Raw genomic sequence first — 17,347 nt, 5'->3', positions numbered from 1 at the left:
TGCTCGACTTTCCTTTTTCAGACTTATTGGAATAGGAAGAGGATGACAGGCAGAGGAAATCGCATGACATCGAGAACACTTAAGGCGGGACTCCGCACAGAACGGCTGGTCCTGCGTGATGCGATGGCGTCCGAGGCACGGGCTGCGGCGAGCCTGAAGATGCGAGAATTCGGCGGCAATGCGATAGAGATCGAGCCGGGGCAGATCGTTTCCGGTTTTTCGCCGATCCGCTCCGAGGTCGATATCCGTCCGTTGATGGAACAGCTTGGCGCGCGTGGTGCCCGTCTCTGCGTGCCTGCCATTCTTGACAAAACCACGATCGTGTTTCGCGAACTTGTGCCCGGCGCTCCTCTTGTCGATACCGGCTTCGGTACGACGGGCCCGGGGGACGATGCTCCGGTCGTCGATCCCGACATCATGCTCGTGCCGCTGGCGGCCTTCGACCGAACCGGCCACAGGATCGGTTACGGCGCCGGCTATTATGATCGCGCCATCGACCTTTTGCACCGAAAAGGCCGCCAGCCGCGACTGATCGGCATTGCATTCGACTGCCAGGAAGTGGCATCAGTGCCTGCCGAGCCGCATGACGTTGCGCTGGACGCCGTGCTGACGGAAAGCGGGCTTCGGGTCTTGAATGGGAATTGGTAAAGATGAGACTTCTGTTTCTGGGTGATATGGTCGGCAAGACCGGCCGAACGGCGGTCTGGAACCGGTTGCCCGGACTGATCAGCGACCTCAAGCTCGATTTCGTGATCGTCAACGGGGAGAATGCCGCGGGCGGCTTCGGCATCACCGAGGATATCTTTCTCGAAACCATCAATGCCGGTGCCGATGTCGTAACGACCGGCAACCATGTCTGGGACCAGAAAGAGGCCGTTACCTTCTGCGAGCGGCATGACCAGTTCCTGCGTCCGGCCAATTACCCGGCGGGAACGCCGGGGCGGGGATCCAACCTCTATTTCGCCCGCAACGGCGCGCGTGTTCTGGTATCCAACGTCATGGGACGCGTCTTCATGCATCCGGAGCTGGACGATCCCTTCAAGGCGGCGGAGGCCATTCTCGATGCCTGCCCCTTGAAAGAGCAGGCGGATGCGATCGTGTTCGATTTTCATGCGGAGGCGACCAGCGAAAAGCAATGTTTCGGGCATTTCGTCGATGGCCGCGCCAGTTTCGTCGTCGGCACCCATACCCATGTGCCGACGGCTGATCACCAGATCCTCAATGGCGGCACGGCCTATATGTCGGATGCGGGAATGTGCGGGGACTATGACAGTTCGCTCGGCATGGAGAAGGAGGAGCCGCTCAACCGGTTCATTTCCAAAATGCCGAAGGGCCGCTTCGAGGCGGCCTCGGGTCCGGCAACGATCTGTGGCGTCGGCGTCGATATTTCCGACAGGACGGGTCTTGCCGAAAACATTGCGCCGCTGCGGATCGGGCCACGCCTGGCGGAAACAATTCCGGCTTTCTGGGCATAGGTGCGAGCAAGAGGGCGTGCCTCTTTGCAATGACGCGATTGTGAGCGGCGCCCGTCAATCTGCGCTGGACCTTGCGGGTATCCTGCCTATTCTCGCTCACCATGCCAACCTTGGCTCAGAGGTGCATGATGTCGCGGATCTTGCAGATCGCATTTGCCCTGATGGCGCTCTCGTATTTTCTGGCGCCATTGCCGGCCCACGCGCAGGAAGCAACGGCTGTCAGCCAATGCCAGGCGATCGCGCAGTCGCTTCCCAATGTCACATTTGCAAGCTTCAAACCTGATGTCGCGGTGAATACGCAGGCAAGCGCAAAGGACGAGGTGACGATCAGCTATGTCGGCCATTCGACCTTCCTGATCGAGACACCCGGCGGCGTGTCGATCGCGACGGATTTCAGCGGATGGTATGCGCCACCGAAGACGCCTGATGTGGTCACCATGAACAAGGCCCATTCCAGCCACTACACGCTGACGCCCGATCCGGGGATCAAGCACGTTCTGCACGGATGGGGCGACGACGGCAAGCCGGCCGACCATGATGTGACGGTCGGGGATGCCTATATCCGCAATGTCACGACCGATATCCGATCGTTTGGTGGGGCTATGGAGCCGGATGGCAATTCCATCTTCATCATCGAAGCGGCGGGGTTGTGCATCGGGCATCTCGGCCATCTGCATCACGAACTGGATGATACTGACTATGCCGAGATCGGACGGCTTGACGTGGTGATGGTTCCTGTCGATGGCGGCCTGACCATGGGCGCCGAGAGCATGAGCCGCGTCGTGACGCGGCTGCGGTCGGCGCTGATTCTGCCCATGCATCGCCGCGGCCCGCCGGTCACGAACTTCCTGCAAATGTTCGATGACCGCTTCGACAGGAGTTTCGCGTCCGGGGCAAGTGTAACGGTCTCGTTGCGTTCCTTGCCAAAGAAGCCGCTCATTTATATTCTCCAGGGAGTCTGACCCCGGGATTGATGTCATGAAGTTTTTTGCGGCCGCCCTGATCGCGTTCCTTTCCGCGGCATCCTCAGCTGTGGCCGATGGCGCCCCTCCGCCGCGCACACCCACAGCGGACGGCGGGAAGGTGACCACCGTGCCGGAGACCGCGACAAAAAGTTACGGTCGGCAGCGGGAGTTTGTTCTGCCCTCCGGCAATATCGGATGTGTCTACACGCCGCGGGGTGGCGTCGCGCATTACCAGCCCGCCGATGGCGGCCCTGAATTGTCCTGCGATCGGGTGGAGCCGCGATATATCCGGGCGACATTGGCCGCGCATGGGCCGGCCATGCTTCTGAAGGATGTGGGCGACCAGGGCTGCTGTGCGTCCGGCCCCGTGTTGGACTACGGCGAGACCTGGACGGCCGGACCGTTCTCCTGTCTGTCGGGTCGAACGGGGCTCTCCTGCAACCGTGCCGACGGGCACTCCTTCTTCCTCAGCCGCAAGCGGATCAGCGCCGACTGAAAAACCGTCCCGCCTTCTGGACGCACGCCGCCAATGAAACTATAAGGCGCCCCAATCCTAACATTATACATATGCGAAGAGGGCGCCATGGCCGGCCATTCACAGTTCAAAAACATCATGCACCGCAAGGGCCGGCAGGACGCGGTGCGGTCGAAAATGTTCTCCAAGCTTGCGCGCGAAATCACCGTTGCGGTCAAGGGTGGTCTGCCCGATCCCACCATGAACGCCCGCCTGCGTCTGGCGATCCAGAACGCCAAGGCCCAGTCGATGCCGAAGGACAATATCGAGCGCGCCATCAAGAAAGGCTCGGGTGCCGATGGCGAAAACTACGAGGAAGTCCGCTATGAAGGCTATGGCCCAGGTGGTGTCGCCGTCATCGTCGAAGCGCTGACCGACAACCGCAACCGCACCGCCTCCAATGTCCGCTCGACCTTCACCAAGGCCGGCGGCGCGCTTGGCGAAACCGGATCTGTGTCCTTCTCCTTCGACCGCGTCGGGGAAATTTCCTACAAGCTGTCCGCCGGCAGCGCCGACAAGGTGATGGAGGCGGCCATCGACGCCGGTGCGGAGGATGTGACGACGGACGAGGACGGCCACTACATCATCTGCGGTTTCGAGGATATTGGCGAGGTGTCGAAGGCGCTTGAGGCAACGCTTGGCGAAGCCGAGACCGTCAAGGCCATCTGGAAGCCGCAGAACACGGTCCCGGTCGACGAAGAGCGCGCCCAGTCGCTGATGAAGCTCATCGACACGCTGGAGGACGACGACGACGTGCAGAACGTCTATACGAATTTCGAAGTCTCCGACGAAATCATGGCGAAACTCTCGGCCTGATCTCACCTTGACCAAACGAAAACGGCCGCTGGCGTGTGCCTGCGGCCGTTTTTTGTTTTCCCCGGATTATTTCAATCACGCGGCTTGCGAAAGTTCCTGTCGGGCCTCCGCAAACAGGCGGACCGATCTCAGCCGCGCTTCCATATCGAAGATCGGCATGGACACGATCACCTCGTCGGCTTGCGTCTGCGCGATGAAGCCATCGAGTTTCCTGCTTATGGTCTCAGGTCCGCCGACGACGGCATAGCTCATGGCGTGGTCAACAAAGATTTTTTCGGTCTCGCTCCAATGCCCGTCCATGCTGTCGACTGGCGGTGGGAACTGTCCACGGGCATTGCGGCGCAGCGCTACGAAGGATTGCTGCATCGACGTGAAAAGATGATCAGCCTTCGCATCGGTTTCCGCCGCGACGCCCATGATGCCGACCATGGCGTAGGGCTTGTCAAGATATTGCGACGGCTCGAAACGTTCCCGGTAGATCTCCAGTGCCGAGAGCAGCATGTCCGGCGCGAAATGCGAGGCGAAGGCGAAGGGAAGGCCCAGCATGCCCGCCAAATGAGCGCTGAAATGGCTGGAACCCAGCAGCCAGAGGGGTACGTTGCTGTCCGCCCCGGGTATGGCGATCAGATCCTGCCCATCCCTGACCGGTCCGAGCAATGCCTGCAGTTCTACCACGTCATTCGGAAAATTATTGGCGCTGGCCTCCATGTTCCGGCGCAGCGCGCTTGCCGTGCGCATATCCGTGCCGGGCGCCCGGCCAAGTCCAAGATCGATACGGCCCGGATACAGCGCCTCCAGCGTTCCGAACTGTTCGGCTATAACAAGCGGCGAGTGGTTTGGCAGCATAATGCCGCCCGAGCCAACGCGGATCGTTTTCGTGCCGGCGGCGACATGCGAGATCACGATTGCGGTCGCAGCGCTGGCTATGCCTTTCATGCCGTGATGTTCGGCCAGCCAGAACCGCTTGTATCCCGCGGCCTCCGCTTCCTGCGCCAGACGCCGGGAATTCTGAAGGGCCTGCGAAACGGTCGAGCCTTGCGTGACCGGTGACAGATCGAGAATGGAAAACGGAACCATGATGAAAATCTCCGATCAGCAGAATTGATTGATATCCATGTAAGATCGAATTTCGTCAATCAAAGAGAGGCGTGGCAATATCATGGCTTGTTGCCCCGATTTCAGCCGATGTTTTTGTTTTGTTCACATTTTGCTGGCAGCTTTCCGGCAAGACGAATAGGGTCAAACCATGCAAAACACGATTCGCATCATTGGGATCGACCCGGGCCTGCGCCGAACAGGCTGGGGCGTCATCGATACGCTTGGAAATTCGCTGCGTTTCGTGGCCTCTGGAACTGTGACCTCGGACGGCGACATGGATCTCGCCTCGCGGCTTTGCCAGTTGCATGACGGACTTGTCGATGTGATCCATCTGCACAAGCCGGATGAGGCAGCCGTAGAGCAAACTTTCGTCAACAAGGACGCGGTTGCGACCCTCAAGCTCGGCCAGGCCCGCGGCATCGCGATGCTGGTGCCGGCGAGAGCCGGTTTGAGGGTAGCGGAATATGCTCCGAACGCTGTTAAGAAGTCCGTCATCGGCGTCGGGCACGGAGAAAAGCAGCAGATCCACATGATGCTGAAAATCCTGATGCCAAAGGCGGAGTTCAAAGGCAATGATGCTGCCGACGCACTGGCGATCGCGATCTGCCACGCCCATAACCGCGGTGCCGCGCAGCTCCGCATGGCCGCACTCTCCGGAGTTTGTTCTTGACTTGTTCTCACGGTAAGGATATTTCTTACCTAAAGGAGACAGTTATGCGTGTGACATCGAAGGGGCAGGTTACCATTCCAAGGGACTTGCGGGAATTGGCAGGCATAACGCCGAACAGCGAGGTCATTTTCTCGATGGAGGGTGGCAAGCTGACCATCGTTCCCAAGGACAGCCGGACGGAGCAAGAAGATCGCGGCCGGCTCGAGCGGTTTCTGGAGGCGCTGGAGCGGCTCGAGGGAACAGGTGATCAGGAGATCGATGCCGACAGGCTGATGCAGATGACGCGGGACCGGTGATCGATGGCGACGTTGGTGGATACGAATGTTCTGGTCGATGTTGCCGTTCGTGATCCGAATTGGTTGAATTGGTCGAGGGCACACCTTCTTGCTGCCGCAAAACTGGGTGCGCTCGTCATCAATCCTGTCGTTTATGCTGAATTTTCCGTGCGCTACAGTCATATCGAGGATGTTGATCGCCTATTGCCGGAAGCCGAATACAGTCGGGAGAACCTGCCATGGACTGCGGCGTTTGCCGCTGGTGCTGCTTTTCGCAAGTATAGGCTGGCCGGCGGCGGTCGCGAGCGGGTTATGCCCGATTTTCTTATCGGCGCGCACGCTGCCATTCGCGGGCACACGCTGTTAACGCGAGACCCTAAGGGCTATCGTGCCTATTTCCCCTTAGTCGATCTGATCACGCCGGAAACCCACCCATGAAAGATCTTTCGAAATGATCGGCAAGCTCAAGGGAACGATCGACGAGATCGGCGACGACCATGTGGTGGTCGATGTCCATGGGGTCGGCTATGTCGCCCATTGCTCCTCGCGGACGCTTTCGAGGATCGGCACGCCGGGTGACGCCGTCATCCTGTTCATTGAGACCTATGTTCGCGAAGACCAGCTACGTCTGTTCGGGTTCATGACCGCGCTCGAACGGGAGTGGTTCCGGTTGCTGCAGAGCGTTCAGGGTGTCGGCTCCAAGGTGGCACTGGCCGTTCTTTCCGTCTTAACGCCCGGCGAATTGGCAAATGCCATCGCCCTGCAGGACAAGACGGCGGTGTCGCGTGCGCCCGGCGTCGGTCCAAAGGTGGCGATACGGATCATGACGGAACTCAAGAATAAGGCCCCCGCCTTTGCCGGGGAAATGGCCGCCAATATCGGCCTGAAGCAGGAGCTTGGCGAAGGCATCGCGGCCGCGCCGGTCTCCGATGCCGTGTCGGCGCTTAGCAATCTCGGCTATTCGCGCGATCAGGCGGCCAATGCGGTGGCAGCGGCCCTGAAGAACGGAGGCGAAGGAGCCGACAGCGCCAAGCTGATCCGCCTGGGCCTGAGAGAACTCGCACGGTGATTCCTTGTTTTTTAGGTCGATCCTTACTAGAGTTGAAACGTAAGGAGATCCGGGATGAACATCTTTTATGGAACGATGACGTCGAAGGGGCAGACGACCGTGCCTGCTGAAGTCCGCGATATGTTGCAACTCAAGCCGGGTGATAAAATACGCTATGTCGTCCGTAACGGCGAAATCGTCATCAAGGCCAAAAACAAGCGTGCCGTCGATCTTGCCGGAATTTTGCACAGGCCCGGTATGCAGGCGATGACATTGGCAGAAATGGACGAGATCGTGGGCGACGCCATTGCCGAGCACGCCATGGGTCCAAAATGATCGGTATCGATACCAATGTGTTGTTGCGTTTTATTTTGCACGACGATGTCGCGCATTCGCGCATCGCTCGGCGTTTTTTTGAGAGTGTGGATGCTGAAAAGCCCGCCTATATCAATACCATCGTTCTGATTGAATTTATCTGGACGGCACGGCGACGGATTAAAATGACACGACAGGAATTGATTGCCGTCCTTTCCGGGTTCCTCGACTCGACCAATATCGTTCTTGAAGACGAGCCTCTGGTCGAGCTTGCGCTGGATGAGATGATCAGAAGCGGCGAAGAATTCACCGATGTCTTTCTCGCTTTGAAGAACATCAATGCCGGTTGCGACCACACCGCAACCTTTGATGCCCGTGCTGCCAAGGCAGTCCCCGGAATGGAACTCCTCGCATGACCGATGCCGCGCGCCTGATCACCCCGGAAAAGCGTGGCGAGGACCTCGATACGACGCTGCGTCCGCAATCGCTGGACGAGTTTACCGGCCAGGCGGAAGCGCGTGCCAACCTCAAGGTGTTCATCGAGGCGGCGAAGAACCGCGGCGAGGCGCTTGATCACGTGCTTTTCGTCGGGCCGCCGGGCTTGGGCAAGACGACGCTGGCGCAGATCATGGCAAAGGAGCTGGGCGTCAATTTCCGTTCCACCTCCGGGCCGGTCATCGCCAAGGCAGGCGATCTTGCGGCTCTGCTCACCAATCTGGAAGACCGCGATGTGCTGTTCATCGATGAGATCCACCGCCTAAACCCGGCAGTCGAGGAAATCCTCTATCCGGCCATGGAGGATTTCCAGCTCGACCTGATCATCGGGGAAGGGCCGTCTGCACGGTCGGTGAAAATCGACCTGTCGAAGTTCACGCTGGTCGCGGCCACCACGCGTCTCGGCCTGCTGACGACGCCGCTTCGCGACCGTTTCGGCATTCCGGTGCGGCTCAGCTTCTATACGGTTGAAGAACTGGAACTGATCGTTCGGCGCGGCGCGCGGCTGATGGGGCTTGGCATAACGGATGAGGGTGCGCGCGAGATCGCCCGCCGTTCACGCGGCACGCCGCGCATCGCGGGGCGGCTTCTGCGGCGCGTGCGCGATTTCGCCGAGGTCGCGAAGGCCGAGGCTGTGACCAAGACGATCGCGGACGAGGCGCTCACCAGGCTTCTGGTCGACAATATGGGCCTCGACCAATTGGACAAGCGGTATCTCACGATGATCGCACTAAACTTCGGCGGCGGGCCGGTCGGTATCGAGACGATCGCCGCAGGCCTTTCGGAGCCACGGGACGCCATCGAAGACATCATAGAGCCCTACATGATCCAGCAGGGATTTATTCAGCGCACGCCGCGCGGCCGGGTGCTGACGGCCAATGCCTGGAAGCATCTTGGTCTGCAGATGCCGAGGGATCTGGAAGCGAGCCAGTTTCGCCTGTTCCAGGAGGATGATTGAGTGGTCACCAGGCGCGGTCTGCTTGCGACGGTTGCGAGTATGCTTTTGAGCGGCGTGGCGACCGGCGCCTATGCCGTCGGGATCGAGCCCGCGCGGCAGCCGCGGGTGACGCGCTACAGCCTCGTGCCGCGCAACTGGCCCGCCGGCTTGAAACTGAGGCTCGTGATCCTCGCCGATATTCACGCGTGCACGCCCTGGATGCCGGCGGCACGGATCGGTGCGATTTGCGAGCAGGCCAATCTCCTCGGCGGCGATATGATCCTGCTTCTGGGCGACTTTCTATCCGGCATGCGGCTGAGGACGGCCAATATCGCGCCGGCCGATTGGGCGCGTGAACTTGGCCGGCTCAAAGCGCCCCTCGGCATTCATGCGGTGATGGGAAATCACGACTGGCTGGACGATCCCGCTGCCATGGCCGCGGGGAAGGGACCAACGCTGGTTCATGGGGCGCTGTCGTTGATCCATGTGCCCCTTTACGAAAACCAGGCCATTCGCTTCGAGAAGGATGGGGAAGCCTTCTGGCTGGCGGGCCTCGCCGACCAGATCGGTCCGCGGTCGGGACTGGACGACCTGTCTTCCACATTGGCGCAGGTCACCGACGATGCGCCGGTGATCCTGATGGCGCATGAGCCGGATGTCTTTCCGACCGTGCCTGCCCGCGTTGCCGTGACCTTGTCCGGGCACACCCATGGCGGCCAGCTTCGCCTGTTCGGTTATTCGCCGGTCGTGCCCTCCCGGTTTCGCAACCGCTACGCCTATGGTCATATCGTCGAGGAAGGGCGCGATCTCATCGTTTCCGGCGGTCTCGGCACCTCGGTTCTGCCGGTTCGTTTCGGGTCGCCGCCGGAAATCGTCGTCGTCGAACTTGGGTAGACGCCCACCGCAGTCATTTGTCCGGGAACCTCGCAGCGCGTCCGGCATTTCTGTTGAAACGGGAGCAAGGCATGACGCAGTTTCGCAAGGGCAGCAGGGTCGAGTGGTCCTGGGGTAAAGGGAAAGGCGAGGGGAAAATCGTCGAAACTTTCACCGACACGGTCGAACGAACGATCAAGGGGCAGCACATCAAGCGCAACGCCTCGGTTGAGGAACCGGCCTACCTCGTAGAGCAGCAGGATGGTGGACACGTCCTGAAAAGCCAGTCCGAGCTGAAAAAAGCCTCTTAGACCAAGCTTTCGGATTTGGGACGCATTTCGAAATGGGTGGTATCGGCAAGAGCCTCAATTGTCCGGTGCATCAAGCCGATGCCTCCGGCTCTCCAGCCCAAGGCCTCTAGTTTGCAGCAGGACATTGGATTATATGCGGCTTTGTCCGCCTCCGCCGGGAGGGGATGGGGACAGTCGGTCGCCCGCTGGAGGATTGTCAGGATTTCGCGGGTGTCGGTCAAAACATCGGACACATTGAAGGTTTCGCCATTGATCCTGAGAGCATCGGCTTCCAGCATAAACCGCACCGCGGTCGCGACATCGTTGCCATGGACCTCAGTTCCCGCGCGTGGCAAAACACCCTTTCCGGAAAGGTAAGTCTCGAACAGCGAGGTCCATTTGTGGTGCCGGCCAGGGCCGGCTTCACCATAAATCCCGGTCGGCCGCAGACTTGCGGTGACGAAACCGTGGCCGCAAAGAGCGAGCAAACCTCGTTCCGCCTGCAATTTTACTTCGCCATAAAGCGTATTTGGCTTGCCGTACATGTGTTCCCCGAGCGGAACCCCCGGCGGTTGCGGTCCGTAGGCGGCGCGACTCGAGAGAAAGATGCAGCGCCGCACACCGGCATCGCGGGCAGCTTCGAACAGCCGCATCGTTCCATCGAGATTAGCACGCCGAAATCCTGCGGGGTCGCTCCCCTCGCCGCCGCGATACCGGCCGGGCACATGGTCGAAGGCGGCGTGCACGAAGTAGTAGATATTGTCGAAGACGTCGATCTGGTCACGGTCTGGGTCGAGAACCAAGGGTATGAACGGTACCTCCGTGGAAAAGTATCCCGTTGCGGGCTGCGCGCGTCCACCGACCGTGACCTTGTAGCCTTTGGTCAGCAGGTGCTCGACGATGAAGCGGCCCGCGTAGCCAGTGCCGCCGGAAACAAGAACGCGTGTCATGAGCTTCCTAATGTCAAGCCGGGTTGGCAAGTGTTCCTATGTCCGGGATACCGTCTCCCGTGAAGAAGGCATGCCAGAGATCGATCAGAGGCTGCAGCATTTCCGCCTTGGGGTGATCCTTTTCCCACGGCTTTTCATATTGGTAATGCAATACACCGATCGATGGCCAGTTCCAGAGCGCCGGCATGTTGAACCAAACATATTGCAGCATGTTCATCGTGACAGGCAGTCCGTGCCAATCCGGAAAGAAATTTTGTAGAAAGGTCTGGTCCGTGCGTGGCCAGAAGGCTCCAGGCATATCCAGCCGGCTTAGCATGGCTTGGAACGTCCCGGTCGAGGGGCGGGCGACGAAAACGCCTGAGTTCAGCCGATGAAAGTCTGACAGGCTCTCGTAGACATTGGGTGCCGCGGAAAATTCCGGATAGTCGAAATAGCGGTCGATATTTTTCAAGACCAGCGCATCGGCATCGATGAAGATGCAGCGCTCATACTCGATGAGCTGCCAAAGTCGCAGCTTGCAGAAATTGTCGAGCGGCGAATGGAAGTCAGGTTTTCGTCCCTTGGTGAAGGGTGCGGCTTCATGAACGTTTCGACGTGCATGACGGTCGTTGAACGCGTCCGACAGGGGTAAGAGGTCGGTCTGTACGAGGCGACAGTCGAGGGCTGCGAGTGGCGCCAGCCGGTCCAAAGCCACGCCGCGTGTGTGCAAAACCAGGATATCCGCGGCGGTGCCCGTCAGTCGAAGGGAGCGGGCAAGCGCCGTCGCCCCCATGGCATAGTCGGCATTGGTCACCAGGGTGACGAACGCACAGCGTGATGCCGGCTCCCTTGATACCTGCAATCCCTCCACCCGGGGAACCGACCGCGTCATGATACGGATTTCAGCCGGAGACCCTCCGGATCATGATTGACCCTGCCGGCAATATCCTTCGTCCAGGCCGAGACTGCGGGCACACGGCTGCGATCGACGCGATAGGCATATTTTCTGCCGACATCAACGATTTCCGACAGCAATCCGTCCTTCAGTTTCGTCGGGTTGAGGCCGAGCGTCTGAAATTTTTCATTGCGGACGACGAGGTCGTTTTCCGCCGCTTCCTTGCGCGGGTTCGGCAGCCAGGCAATTTCGGAGCCGGTGAGGCCGGCGATCATCTGGGCAAGATCCTTGATCCGGTGCGTCTCGGTCATCTGGTTGAAGATTTCGACGCGGGCACCCCGTTGCGGCGGGTTCGTCAAGGCCAGCTCAATGCAGCGAACGGAGTCCTGGATGTGAATGAAGGCGCGGGTCTGGCCGCCGGTACCATGCACTGTCAGGGGATATCCGATTGCAGCCTGTATCAGAAAGCGGTTGAGCACGGTGCCATAGTCGCCGTCATAGTCGAAGCGGTTGATCAACTGCTCATGCCGCCGTGTCTGTTCGGTATGCGTGCCCCAGACGATGCCCTGGTGAAGATCGGTGATCCGCACGCCGTCATTCTTGGCGTAGAATTGGAACAGCAACTGATCGAGGCACTTCGTCATGTGGTAGATCGAGCCGGGATTGGCCGGGTAGAGAATCTCCTGGCTTACCGTGCGACCGTCTTCGGTTTCGATACCGACAGGCAGATATCCTTCCGGAATGGCTGCGCCCACCGTAGAATAGCCGTAGACCCCCATGGTACCAAGATGAACGAGATGGGCGTCGAGGCCGATCTCAACCAGCGCGTTCAGCAGATTGTGGGTGGCGTTGATATTGTTGTTCACCGTGTAGTTCTTGTGCCGGTCGCTTTTCATGGAATAGGGCGCGGCGCGTTGCTCGGCAAAATGGACGACAGCATCCGGGCGATTTTCGGCGAGCCAGTTTTTCAGAAGCTCGTAGTCGCGGGAGAGGTCGATCAGGTGAAAATGGATGCGGCGACCGGTTTGAGCATGCCATATCCGGGTTCGCTCCTGGATCGAGTCCATCGGCGTCAGCGACTGAACGCCAAGTTCGGTATCGATCCAGCGCCGCGACAGATTGTCGAGGATGTGGATTTCATGTCCGGCATCGGACAAATGCAAGGCCGTCGGCCAGCCGACGAAGCCATCACCGCCAAGGACTGCAATTTTCATGCACGCAATCTCCTTCGTGTGGAAAATCATCCTGCGGTGATATGGGCCGAATGTGACAGAACGACAGTGCTTGCCAAACGGATTTTGTTTCGCCACAGCAAAGAAGACATTGGGGGTTTCAATGACACTGATCGCGCTTTCCGGCGAGCTTACCGACACCGGGCACCGTCTGATACAAAGGGTCTATTACGAGGACACGGATTTTTCCGGCGTCGTCTATCATGCCCGCTATCTCCATTTCATGGAGCGGGCGCGAACGGATTATCTGCGCCTGCTCGGCGTCGAGCAGGCGGCCATGGCGGTCGAAGGCGACACGGAAGGGCTGGTTTTCGTGGTTCACCGCATGGAGATCGACTTCAAGGCGCCTGCCCGAATGGACGATATTCTGGCGGTAAACACAACGACCGAAAAGGCCGGCGGCGCGAAAATGGTGCTTTCCCAGGAGGTCCGCCGCGAAGGCACGCTGCTGATTGCCGCCAAGGTCATCATCGCTATCATCAACGCACAAGGGCGGCCGCGCCGGCTTCCGGAAGCTTTGACAAGAAAGTTTCTCGGAGACTGCAGTGCAGCATAGTAATGAACTCTTAACCATAATGATGTCTTAATAGCCATATTAGGGTTTTGTGCGATGCACGTCATCCTTTCACCAAGATTGAACGCAAGAAGGCAGACAGGCGCTTAGAGACCGGTACGATGCCGGTTGTACGGCGGGGCTGCCGGGTCAATCTTGCAACAATGACGTTTGAGCCCCCTGGCTGTGAGCATGAGATTGCTCTTGCCGGGCGTTCGGATTCGGGGATTTGAGGCTATGGAACAGGTTGGATTGGCTGCGGCGACGACGGACGTGACGCTGTGGTCGCTTTTCATGGAGGCGGGGTTCGTCGTCAAGCTGGTGATGCTGGGGCTGATCGGCGCCTCGGTCTGGACCTGGGCGATCGTCGTCGACAAGACGCTGAAATATGGCAAGGTCCGCCGCCAGCTCGATGCTTTCGAACAGGTGTTCTGGTCCGGCCAGTCGCTCGAGGAACTCTACCGGACGCTTTCCGACCGTCAGACCTCCGGCATGGGCGCCATTTTCGTCTCGGCCATGCGCGAATGGAAGAAATCCTTCGAGCGCGGCGCACGGTCGCCGATCGGCCTGCAGATGCGGATCGACCGCGCAATGGATGTCACGCTCGCACGGGAATCCGAGGCGCTGGAAGCGCGGCTCGGTTCGCTCGCCACCATCGGCTCGGCCGGCCCCTTTGTCGGTCTCTTCGGAACCGTTGTCGGCATCATGACCTCGTTCCAGGCAATCGCAGGCTCGAAGTCCACCAATCTTGCCGTCGTCGCCCCCGGTATTGCCGAGGCTCTGCTTGCGACCGCGATCGGCCTTCTGGCCGCCATTCCGGCGGTTATCGCCTACAACAAATTTTCTTCCGATGCAGCCAAGATCACAGGCCGTATGGAAGGCTTTGCCGATGAGTTCTCGGCCATCCTCTCCCGCCAGATCGACGAGAAGCTGCAGCCGCGCCAGGCCGCGCAGTAACCGGCACCGCAAGACGGAGTGTTTCCATGGGTATGTCAGCAGGTGGATCGAAGGCTTCCGGCGGTCGCAGGCGCGGCCGGGGCGGTCGCGGCAAGGCCGTGATGAGCGAAATCAACGTCACGCCCTTCGTGGACGTGATGCTGGTGCTGCTGATCATCTTCATGGTCGCCGCGCCGATGATGACGGTGGGCGTTCCGATCGACCTGCCGGAAACGCAGGCCAAGGCGCTCAATTCGGAAACGCAGCCGATCACTATTTCCGTCAAGAGCGACGGCCAGGTCTTCCTGCAGGAAACGCCGATCCCCGTCGAGGAAGTGGCGGCCAAGCTGGAGGCCATCGCCACCACAGGCTACAGCGAGCGTATTTTCGTGCGCGGCGACGCGACGTCGCCCTATGGCGTTATCGCCGACGTCATGTCCCGAATCCAGGAGGCCGGTTTCAAGAATATCGGCCTCGTGACGCAGCCGAAAAAGGACCAGTAGAGCGCGAACGATGAAGACCAGTCTCATCACATCCGCAGTTCTGCACGGTCTGGTCCTCACCTGGGCGCTGGTGTCGCTCGGCAGTCCGGAATCCTTCGAGGTTTCCAATATGGAAGCCATCCCCGTCGATATGGTTTCGGTGGAAGACATCACACAAACCCAGCAGGGTGACGACAAGGCCCCCCAGTCCGAGAAGCCGTCGCCGGTCCCGACCAAGAAGCCGGCCGAGGACAATGCCGGCGAAAATATCGGCGAAAACGACGTCGATCTGAAGACGCCGCCGAAGCCGGAGTCCAAGCCTATCGAAAAGGAATCGACCGGGGCGATCAAGTCCGAAGACAAGCCGCTTCCGACACCGGAACCGGTGAAGGAAGAGACGCCTGAGGTTACCGAGGAGAAGCCTGCGGCGGAGCCTGCAACCGAGGTCGCGGCCCTACCGGAGCCGAAGCAGGAGGTTCAGCCGGAGCCGAAACCTGTGGAAACGCCGGTCGAGGAACAGCCGGCCGAAAATCCCGAGGCAGAGGCTCTGCCGGACAAGATCCCGACGCCGATGGCAAAGCCGAAAGTCGAGCAGCCGGCCCAGACGGCGAAAACGCCGGATCGCAAGAACGAAGAGAACAAGCAGGAAAAGAAGAAGACATCGACCGCGATGAAGTCGGATTTCGATGCCGACGAAGTTTCGGCGCTTCTCAACAAGCAGGATTCGTCCGGCGGCGGAAAGAAACGCTCGACCGAAACTGCCTCGCTTGGCACCAAGAAAACCACCGGCAATACCCTTTCGGTAAGCGAAATGGATGCCCTGCGCGGCAAAATCGAAAACAACTGGTCCGTGGTCGCGGGTATTGCCGGGGCGGAAGGGCTGACGATCAAGGTCACGATGCAACTCGACCAGAACGGCGAGATCATTGGCCGGCCCGAGGTCGTGGCATCAGGCGGATCAGACGCGGCGCGGCGCACCTTCGAGGGCAGCGTGCGGCGCGCCATCATGAAATCCGCGCCTTTCGACAATCTGCCTGCCGACAAATACGATTCCTGGAGCGAAGTGGTCGTGAATTTCGATCCGAGCGCCATGCTTTGACACTCACACGAATGAATGGCTGAGAGGCTTTTATTATCATGCTGAAACGCAACCCCTTCCGTCTAATCGTCGCGATCGCGGCGATGGTCACCCTGTTGACCTCGCCGGCGCATGCGCTGGTGGAAATCAACATCAACAAGGGCAATGTCGAGCCCCTGCCGATCGCCGTCACGGACTTCCTTCAGGGAGAGCTGGGACAGAAGATTTCCGATGTCGTGGCTGCGGACCTGAAGCGTTCGGGGCTGTTTGCGCCGATCGACAAGGGCGCCTTCATCGAAAAGATCACCAATCCGGACGCGGCCCCGCGCTTTGAGGACTGGAAGGTCATCAACGCGCAGGCACTGGTGACCGGACGGGTGACGCAGGAAGGGGACGGCCGCCTGAAGGCGGAGTTTCGGTTGTGGGACTCGTTTGCCGGCCAGCAGATGACCGGCCAGCAGTTCTTCACGCAGCCGGAAAACTGGCGTCGCGTGGCGCATATCATTGCCGATGCGATCTATGAGCAGATCACCGGCGAAAAGGGCTATTTCGACACCCGCATTGTCTATGTCGCAGAAAGCGGGCCGAAAAATGCACGCAAGCGGCAACTGGCGATCATGGACCAGGACGGCGCCAATGCCCGGGCCGTCACCAATTCCAACGATATCGTGCTGACGCCGCGTTTCTCGCCCACCAAGCAGGAAATTACCTATATGTCCTTCGAAGGCAACGAGCCGCGGGTCTATCTTCTGCAGCTTGAGACCGGGCAACGCGAAGTGGTCGGCAATTTCCCCGGCATGACCTTTGCGCCGCGCTTTTCGCCGGATGGCCAGCGGGTGATCATGAGCCTGCAGCAGGAAGGCAATGCGAACATCTACACCATGGATCTACGCTCGCGCACCACGACCCGGCTGACATCGACGGCTGCGATCGACACTTCGCCGTCCTATTCGCCCGACGGCAGCCAGATCGTCTTCGAAAGCGACCGCGGCGGACGCCAGCAGCTTTACGTCATGAGCGCCGGCGGCGGCGGACAGAATCGCATTTCCTTTGGGGACGGCTCCTATTCGACCCCGGTCTGGTCGCCGCGCGGCGATCTGATCGCCTTTACCAAGCAGTCAGGCGGCAAGTTCTCGATCGGCGTGATGAAGCCGGACGGATCGGGCGAGCGCATCCTGACCACGGGCTTTCACAATGAAGGCCCGACCTGGGCGCCGAACGGCCGCGTGCTGATGTTCTTCCGCCAGAACGCAGGCGCCGGTGGGCCGCAGCTCTATTCGATCGACCTGACGGGTTATAACGAGCAACTTGTGAAGACCCAGGGCTTCGCCTCCGATCCGGCCTGGTCGCCGCTGCTCGAATAGCATTGCGGCAGTACGGCAGGAAAGTGGCGGGACTGCCGCTTTCCTGCCGCAAAGCCCTGATCTAGCAGGCTTCAAGCAAATTTTGACTGTCTGTTAACCATAGCTGT

The 17,347-nt window shown here is 59.8% G+C and carries 23 protein-coding genes; 19 read left to right on the top strand and 4 right to left on the bottom strand.

The window, feature by feature from the left end; all coding sequences use genetic code 11:
- The first annotated feature begins 63 nt into the window (after positions 1 to 63).
- The 5 genes from PY308_RS17075 (at position 64) to PY308_RS17055 (ending at position 3,770) form a co-directional block, all read left to right on the top strand.
- A complete protein-coding gene (locus tag PY308_RS17075) occupies positions 64 to 648 on the top strand; it encodes a 5-formyltetrahydrofolate cyclo-ligase (protein ID WP_275784922.1) in 585 nt (194 codons plus the stop codon).
- Positions 649 to 650: 2 nt separating this feature from the next.
- Complete coding sequence (locus PY308_RS17070) at positions 651 to 1,475, top strand: TIGR00282 family metallophosphoesterase (RefSeq protein ID WP_275784919.1); 825 nt, start codon at positions 651 to 653, stop codon at positions 1,473 to 1,475.
- Between the two features lie 125 nt (positions 1,476 to 1,600).
- Positions 1,601 to 2,437 carry an MBL fold metallo-hydrolase gene (locus PY308_RS17065; RefSeq protein ID WP_275784916.1) on the top strand — a complete coding sequence of 279 codons (837 nt, stop codon included), beginning with the start codon at positions 1,601 to 1,603 and terminating at the stop codon, positions 2,435 to 2,437.
- 16 nt (positions 2,438 to 2,453) lie between these two features.
- Positions 2,454 to 2,936, top strand: a complete 483-nt coding sequence (locus PY308_RS17060; protein WP_275784914.1) for a hypothetical protein — start codon at positions 2,454 to 2,456, stop codon at positions 2,934 to 2,936.
- Positions 2,937 to 3,023: 87 nt separating this feature from the next.
- A complete protein-coding gene (locus tag PY308_RS17055) occupies positions 3,024 to 3,770 on the top strand; it encodes a YebC/PmpR family DNA-binding transcriptional regulator (RefSeq protein WP_275784912.1) in 747 nt (248 codons plus the stop codon).
- A gap of 75 nt (positions 3,771 to 3,845) precedes the next feature.
- On the opposite strand, the gene PY308_RS17050 is transcribed toward PY308_RS17055, so the two are convergent.
- The gene (locus tag PY308_RS17050; protein ID WP_275784911.1) at positions 3,846 to 4,847 is read right to left on the bottom strand and encodes an LLM class flavin-dependent oxidoreductase; all 1,002 of its coding nucleotides are present in this window, start codon (positions 4,845 to 4,847) and stop codon (positions 3,846 to 3,848) included.
- A gap of 169 nt (positions 4,848 to 5,016) precedes the next feature.
- Between PY308_RS17050 and ruvC the strand changes: the two genes are divergently transcribed.
- The 9 genes from ruvC to PY308_RS17005 all read left to right on the top strand — a co-directional run bounded on the left by ruvC (position 5,017) and on the right by PY308_RS17005 (position 9,792).
- Complete coding sequence (ruvC, locus tag PY308_RS17045; RefSeq protein WP_275784909.1) at positions 5,017 to 5,538, top strand: crossover junction endodeoxyribonuclease RuvC; 522 nt, start codon at positions 5,017 to 5,019, stop codon at positions 5,536 to 5,538.
- A gap of 44 nt (positions 5,539 to 5,582) precedes the next feature.
- On the top strand, positions 5,583 to 5,834 hold the full coding sequence (locus tag PY308_RS17040; protein ID WP_275784906.1) for an AbrB/MazE/SpoVT family DNA-binding domain-containing protein: 252 nt from the start codon (positions 5,583 to 5,585) through the stop codon (positions 5,832 to 5,834).
- 3 nt (positions 5,835 to 5,837) lie between these two features.
- Complete coding sequence (locus tag PY308_RS17035) at positions 5,838 to 6,251, top strand: type II toxin-antitoxin system VapC family toxin (RefSeq protein ID WP_275784905.1); 414 nt, start codon at positions 5,838 to 5,840, stop codon at positions 6,249 to 6,251.
- A 13-nt stretch (positions 6,252 to 6,264) separates the two neighbouring features.
- The gene (gene ruvA, locus PY308_RS17030; RefSeq protein ID WP_275784903.1) at positions 6,265 to 6,882 is read left to right on the top strand and encodes a Holliday junction branch migration protein RuvA; all 618 of its coding nucleotides are present in this window, start codon (positions 6,265 to 6,267) and stop codon (positions 6,880 to 6,882) included.
- Between the two features lie 54 nt (positions 6,883 to 6,936).
- Positions 6,937 to 7,197: an AbrB/MazE/SpoVT family DNA-binding domain-containing protein gene (locus PY308_RS17025; RefSeq protein WP_275784901.1), complete on the top strand. Its 261-nt coding sequence runs from the start codon at positions 6,937 to 6,939 to the stop codon at positions 7,195 to 7,197.
- Positions 7,194 to 7,592, top strand: coding sequence for a type II toxin-antitoxin system VapC family toxin (locus PY308_RS17020; protein ID WP_275784898.1), 399 nt, complete (start codon positions 7,194 to 7,196; stop codon positions 7,590 to 7,592). Before PY308_RS17025 ends, PY308_RS17020 begins: the two co-directional genes overlap by 4 nt.
- The gene (ruvB, locus tag PY308_RS17015) at positions 7,589 to 8,629 is read left to right on the top strand and encodes a Holliday junction branch migration DNA helicase RuvB (RefSeq protein WP_275784896.1); all 1,041 of its coding nucleotides are present in this window, start codon (positions 7,589 to 7,591) and stop codon (positions 8,627 to 8,629) included. The genes PY308_RS17020 and ruvB overlap by 4 nt, the downstream gene beginning before the upstream one ends.
- The gene (locus PY308_RS17010; protein ID WP_275784893.1) at positions 8,630 to 9,502 is read left to right on the top strand and encodes a metallophosphoesterase; all 873 of its coding nucleotides are present in this window, start codon (positions 8,630 to 8,632) and stop codon (positions 9,500 to 9,502) included.
- 71 nt (positions 9,503 to 9,573) lie between these two features.
- Complete coding sequence (locus PY308_RS17005) at positions 9,574 to 9,792, top strand: hypervirulence associated TUDOR domain-containing protein (RefSeq protein WP_275784890.1); 219 nt, start codon at positions 9,574 to 9,576, stop codon at positions 9,790 to 9,792.
- Here PY308_RS17005 and PY308_RS17000 read toward each other — a convergent pair.
- The 3 genes from PY308_RS17000 to PY308_RS16990 are packed head-to-tail and all read right to left on the bottom strand — an operon-like array spanning position 9,789 to position 12,809.
- Positions 9,789 to 10,721: an NAD-dependent epimerase/dehydratase family protein gene (locus PY308_RS17000; protein ID WP_275784887.1), complete on the bottom strand. Its 933-nt coding sequence runs from the start codon at positions 10,719 to 10,721 to the stop codon at positions 9,789 to 9,791. The two genes, PY308_RS17005 and PY308_RS17000, sit on opposite strands and share 4 nt — an antisense overlap.
- 13 nt (positions 10,722 to 10,734) lie before the next feature.
- Positions 10,735 to 11,592 (bottom strand): glycosyltransferase, encoded by an 858-nt coding sequence (locus tag PY308_RS16995; RefSeq protein ID WP_275784885.1) that lies wholly within the window; start codon positions 11,590 to 11,592, stop codon positions 10,735 to 10,737.
- Positions 11,589 to 12,809 (bottom strand): NAD-dependent epimerase/dehydratase family protein, encoded by a 1,221-nt coding sequence (locus PY308_RS16990; protein ID WP_275784881.1) that lies wholly within the window; start codon positions 12,807 to 12,809, stop codon positions 11,589 to 11,591. Before PY308_RS16990 ends, PY308_RS16995 begins: the two co-directional genes overlap by 4 nt.
- Positions 12,810 to 12,930: 121 nt before the next feature.
- Between PY308_RS16990 and ybgC the strand changes: the two genes are divergently transcribed.
- From ybgC to tolB, 5 genes are all read left to right on the top strand, one after another.
- Positions 12,931 to 13,383: a tol-pal system-associated acyl-CoA thioesterase gene (gene ybgC / locus PY308_RS16985; RefSeq protein WP_275784879.1), complete on the top strand. Its 453-nt coding sequence runs from the start codon at positions 12,931 to 12,933 to the stop codon at positions 13,381 to 13,383.
- 234 nt (positions 13,384 to 13,617) lie between these two features.
- Positions 13,618 to 14,337, top strand: a complete 720-nt coding sequence (tolQ, locus tag PY308_RS16980; RefSeq protein WP_275784876.1) for a protein TolQ — start codon at positions 13,618 to 13,620, stop codon at positions 14,335 to 14,337.
- A 26-nt stretch (positions 14,338 to 14,363) separates the two neighbouring features.
- Complete coding sequence (gene tolR / locus PY308_RS16975) at positions 14,364 to 14,819, top strand: protein TolR (RefSeq protein WP_275784873.1); 456 nt, start codon at positions 14,364 to 14,366, stop codon at positions 14,817 to 14,819.
- Positions 14,820 to 14,829: 10 nt separating this feature from the next.
- Positions 14,830 to 15,897, top strand: a complete 1,068-nt coding sequence (locus PY308_RS16970) for a TonB C-terminal domain-containing protein (protein WP_275784871.1) — start codon at positions 14,830 to 14,832, stop codon at positions 15,895 to 15,897.
- Between the two features lie 32 nt (positions 15,898 to 15,929).
- Positions 15,930 to 17,240, top strand: a complete 1,311-nt coding sequence (tolB, locus tag PY308_RS16965) for a Tol-Pal system beta propeller repeat protein TolB (RefSeq protein ID WP_275791182.1) — start codon at positions 15,930 to 15,932, stop codon at positions 17,238 to 17,240.
- The last annotated feature ends 107 nt before the right edge of the window (positions 17,241 to 17,347 follow it).

Origin of the sequence: Pararhizobium gei, from assembly GCF_029223885.1 — a bacterium.
In the GTDB taxonomy this organism is placed as follows: domain Bacteria; phylum Pseudomonadota; class Alphaproteobacteria; order Rhizobiales; family Rhizobiaceae; genus Pararhizobium; species Pararhizobium gei.
The sequence above is the reverse complement of the archived record's forward strand: the minus strand, read 5'-3'. Positions and strand labels throughout refer to the sequence as shown.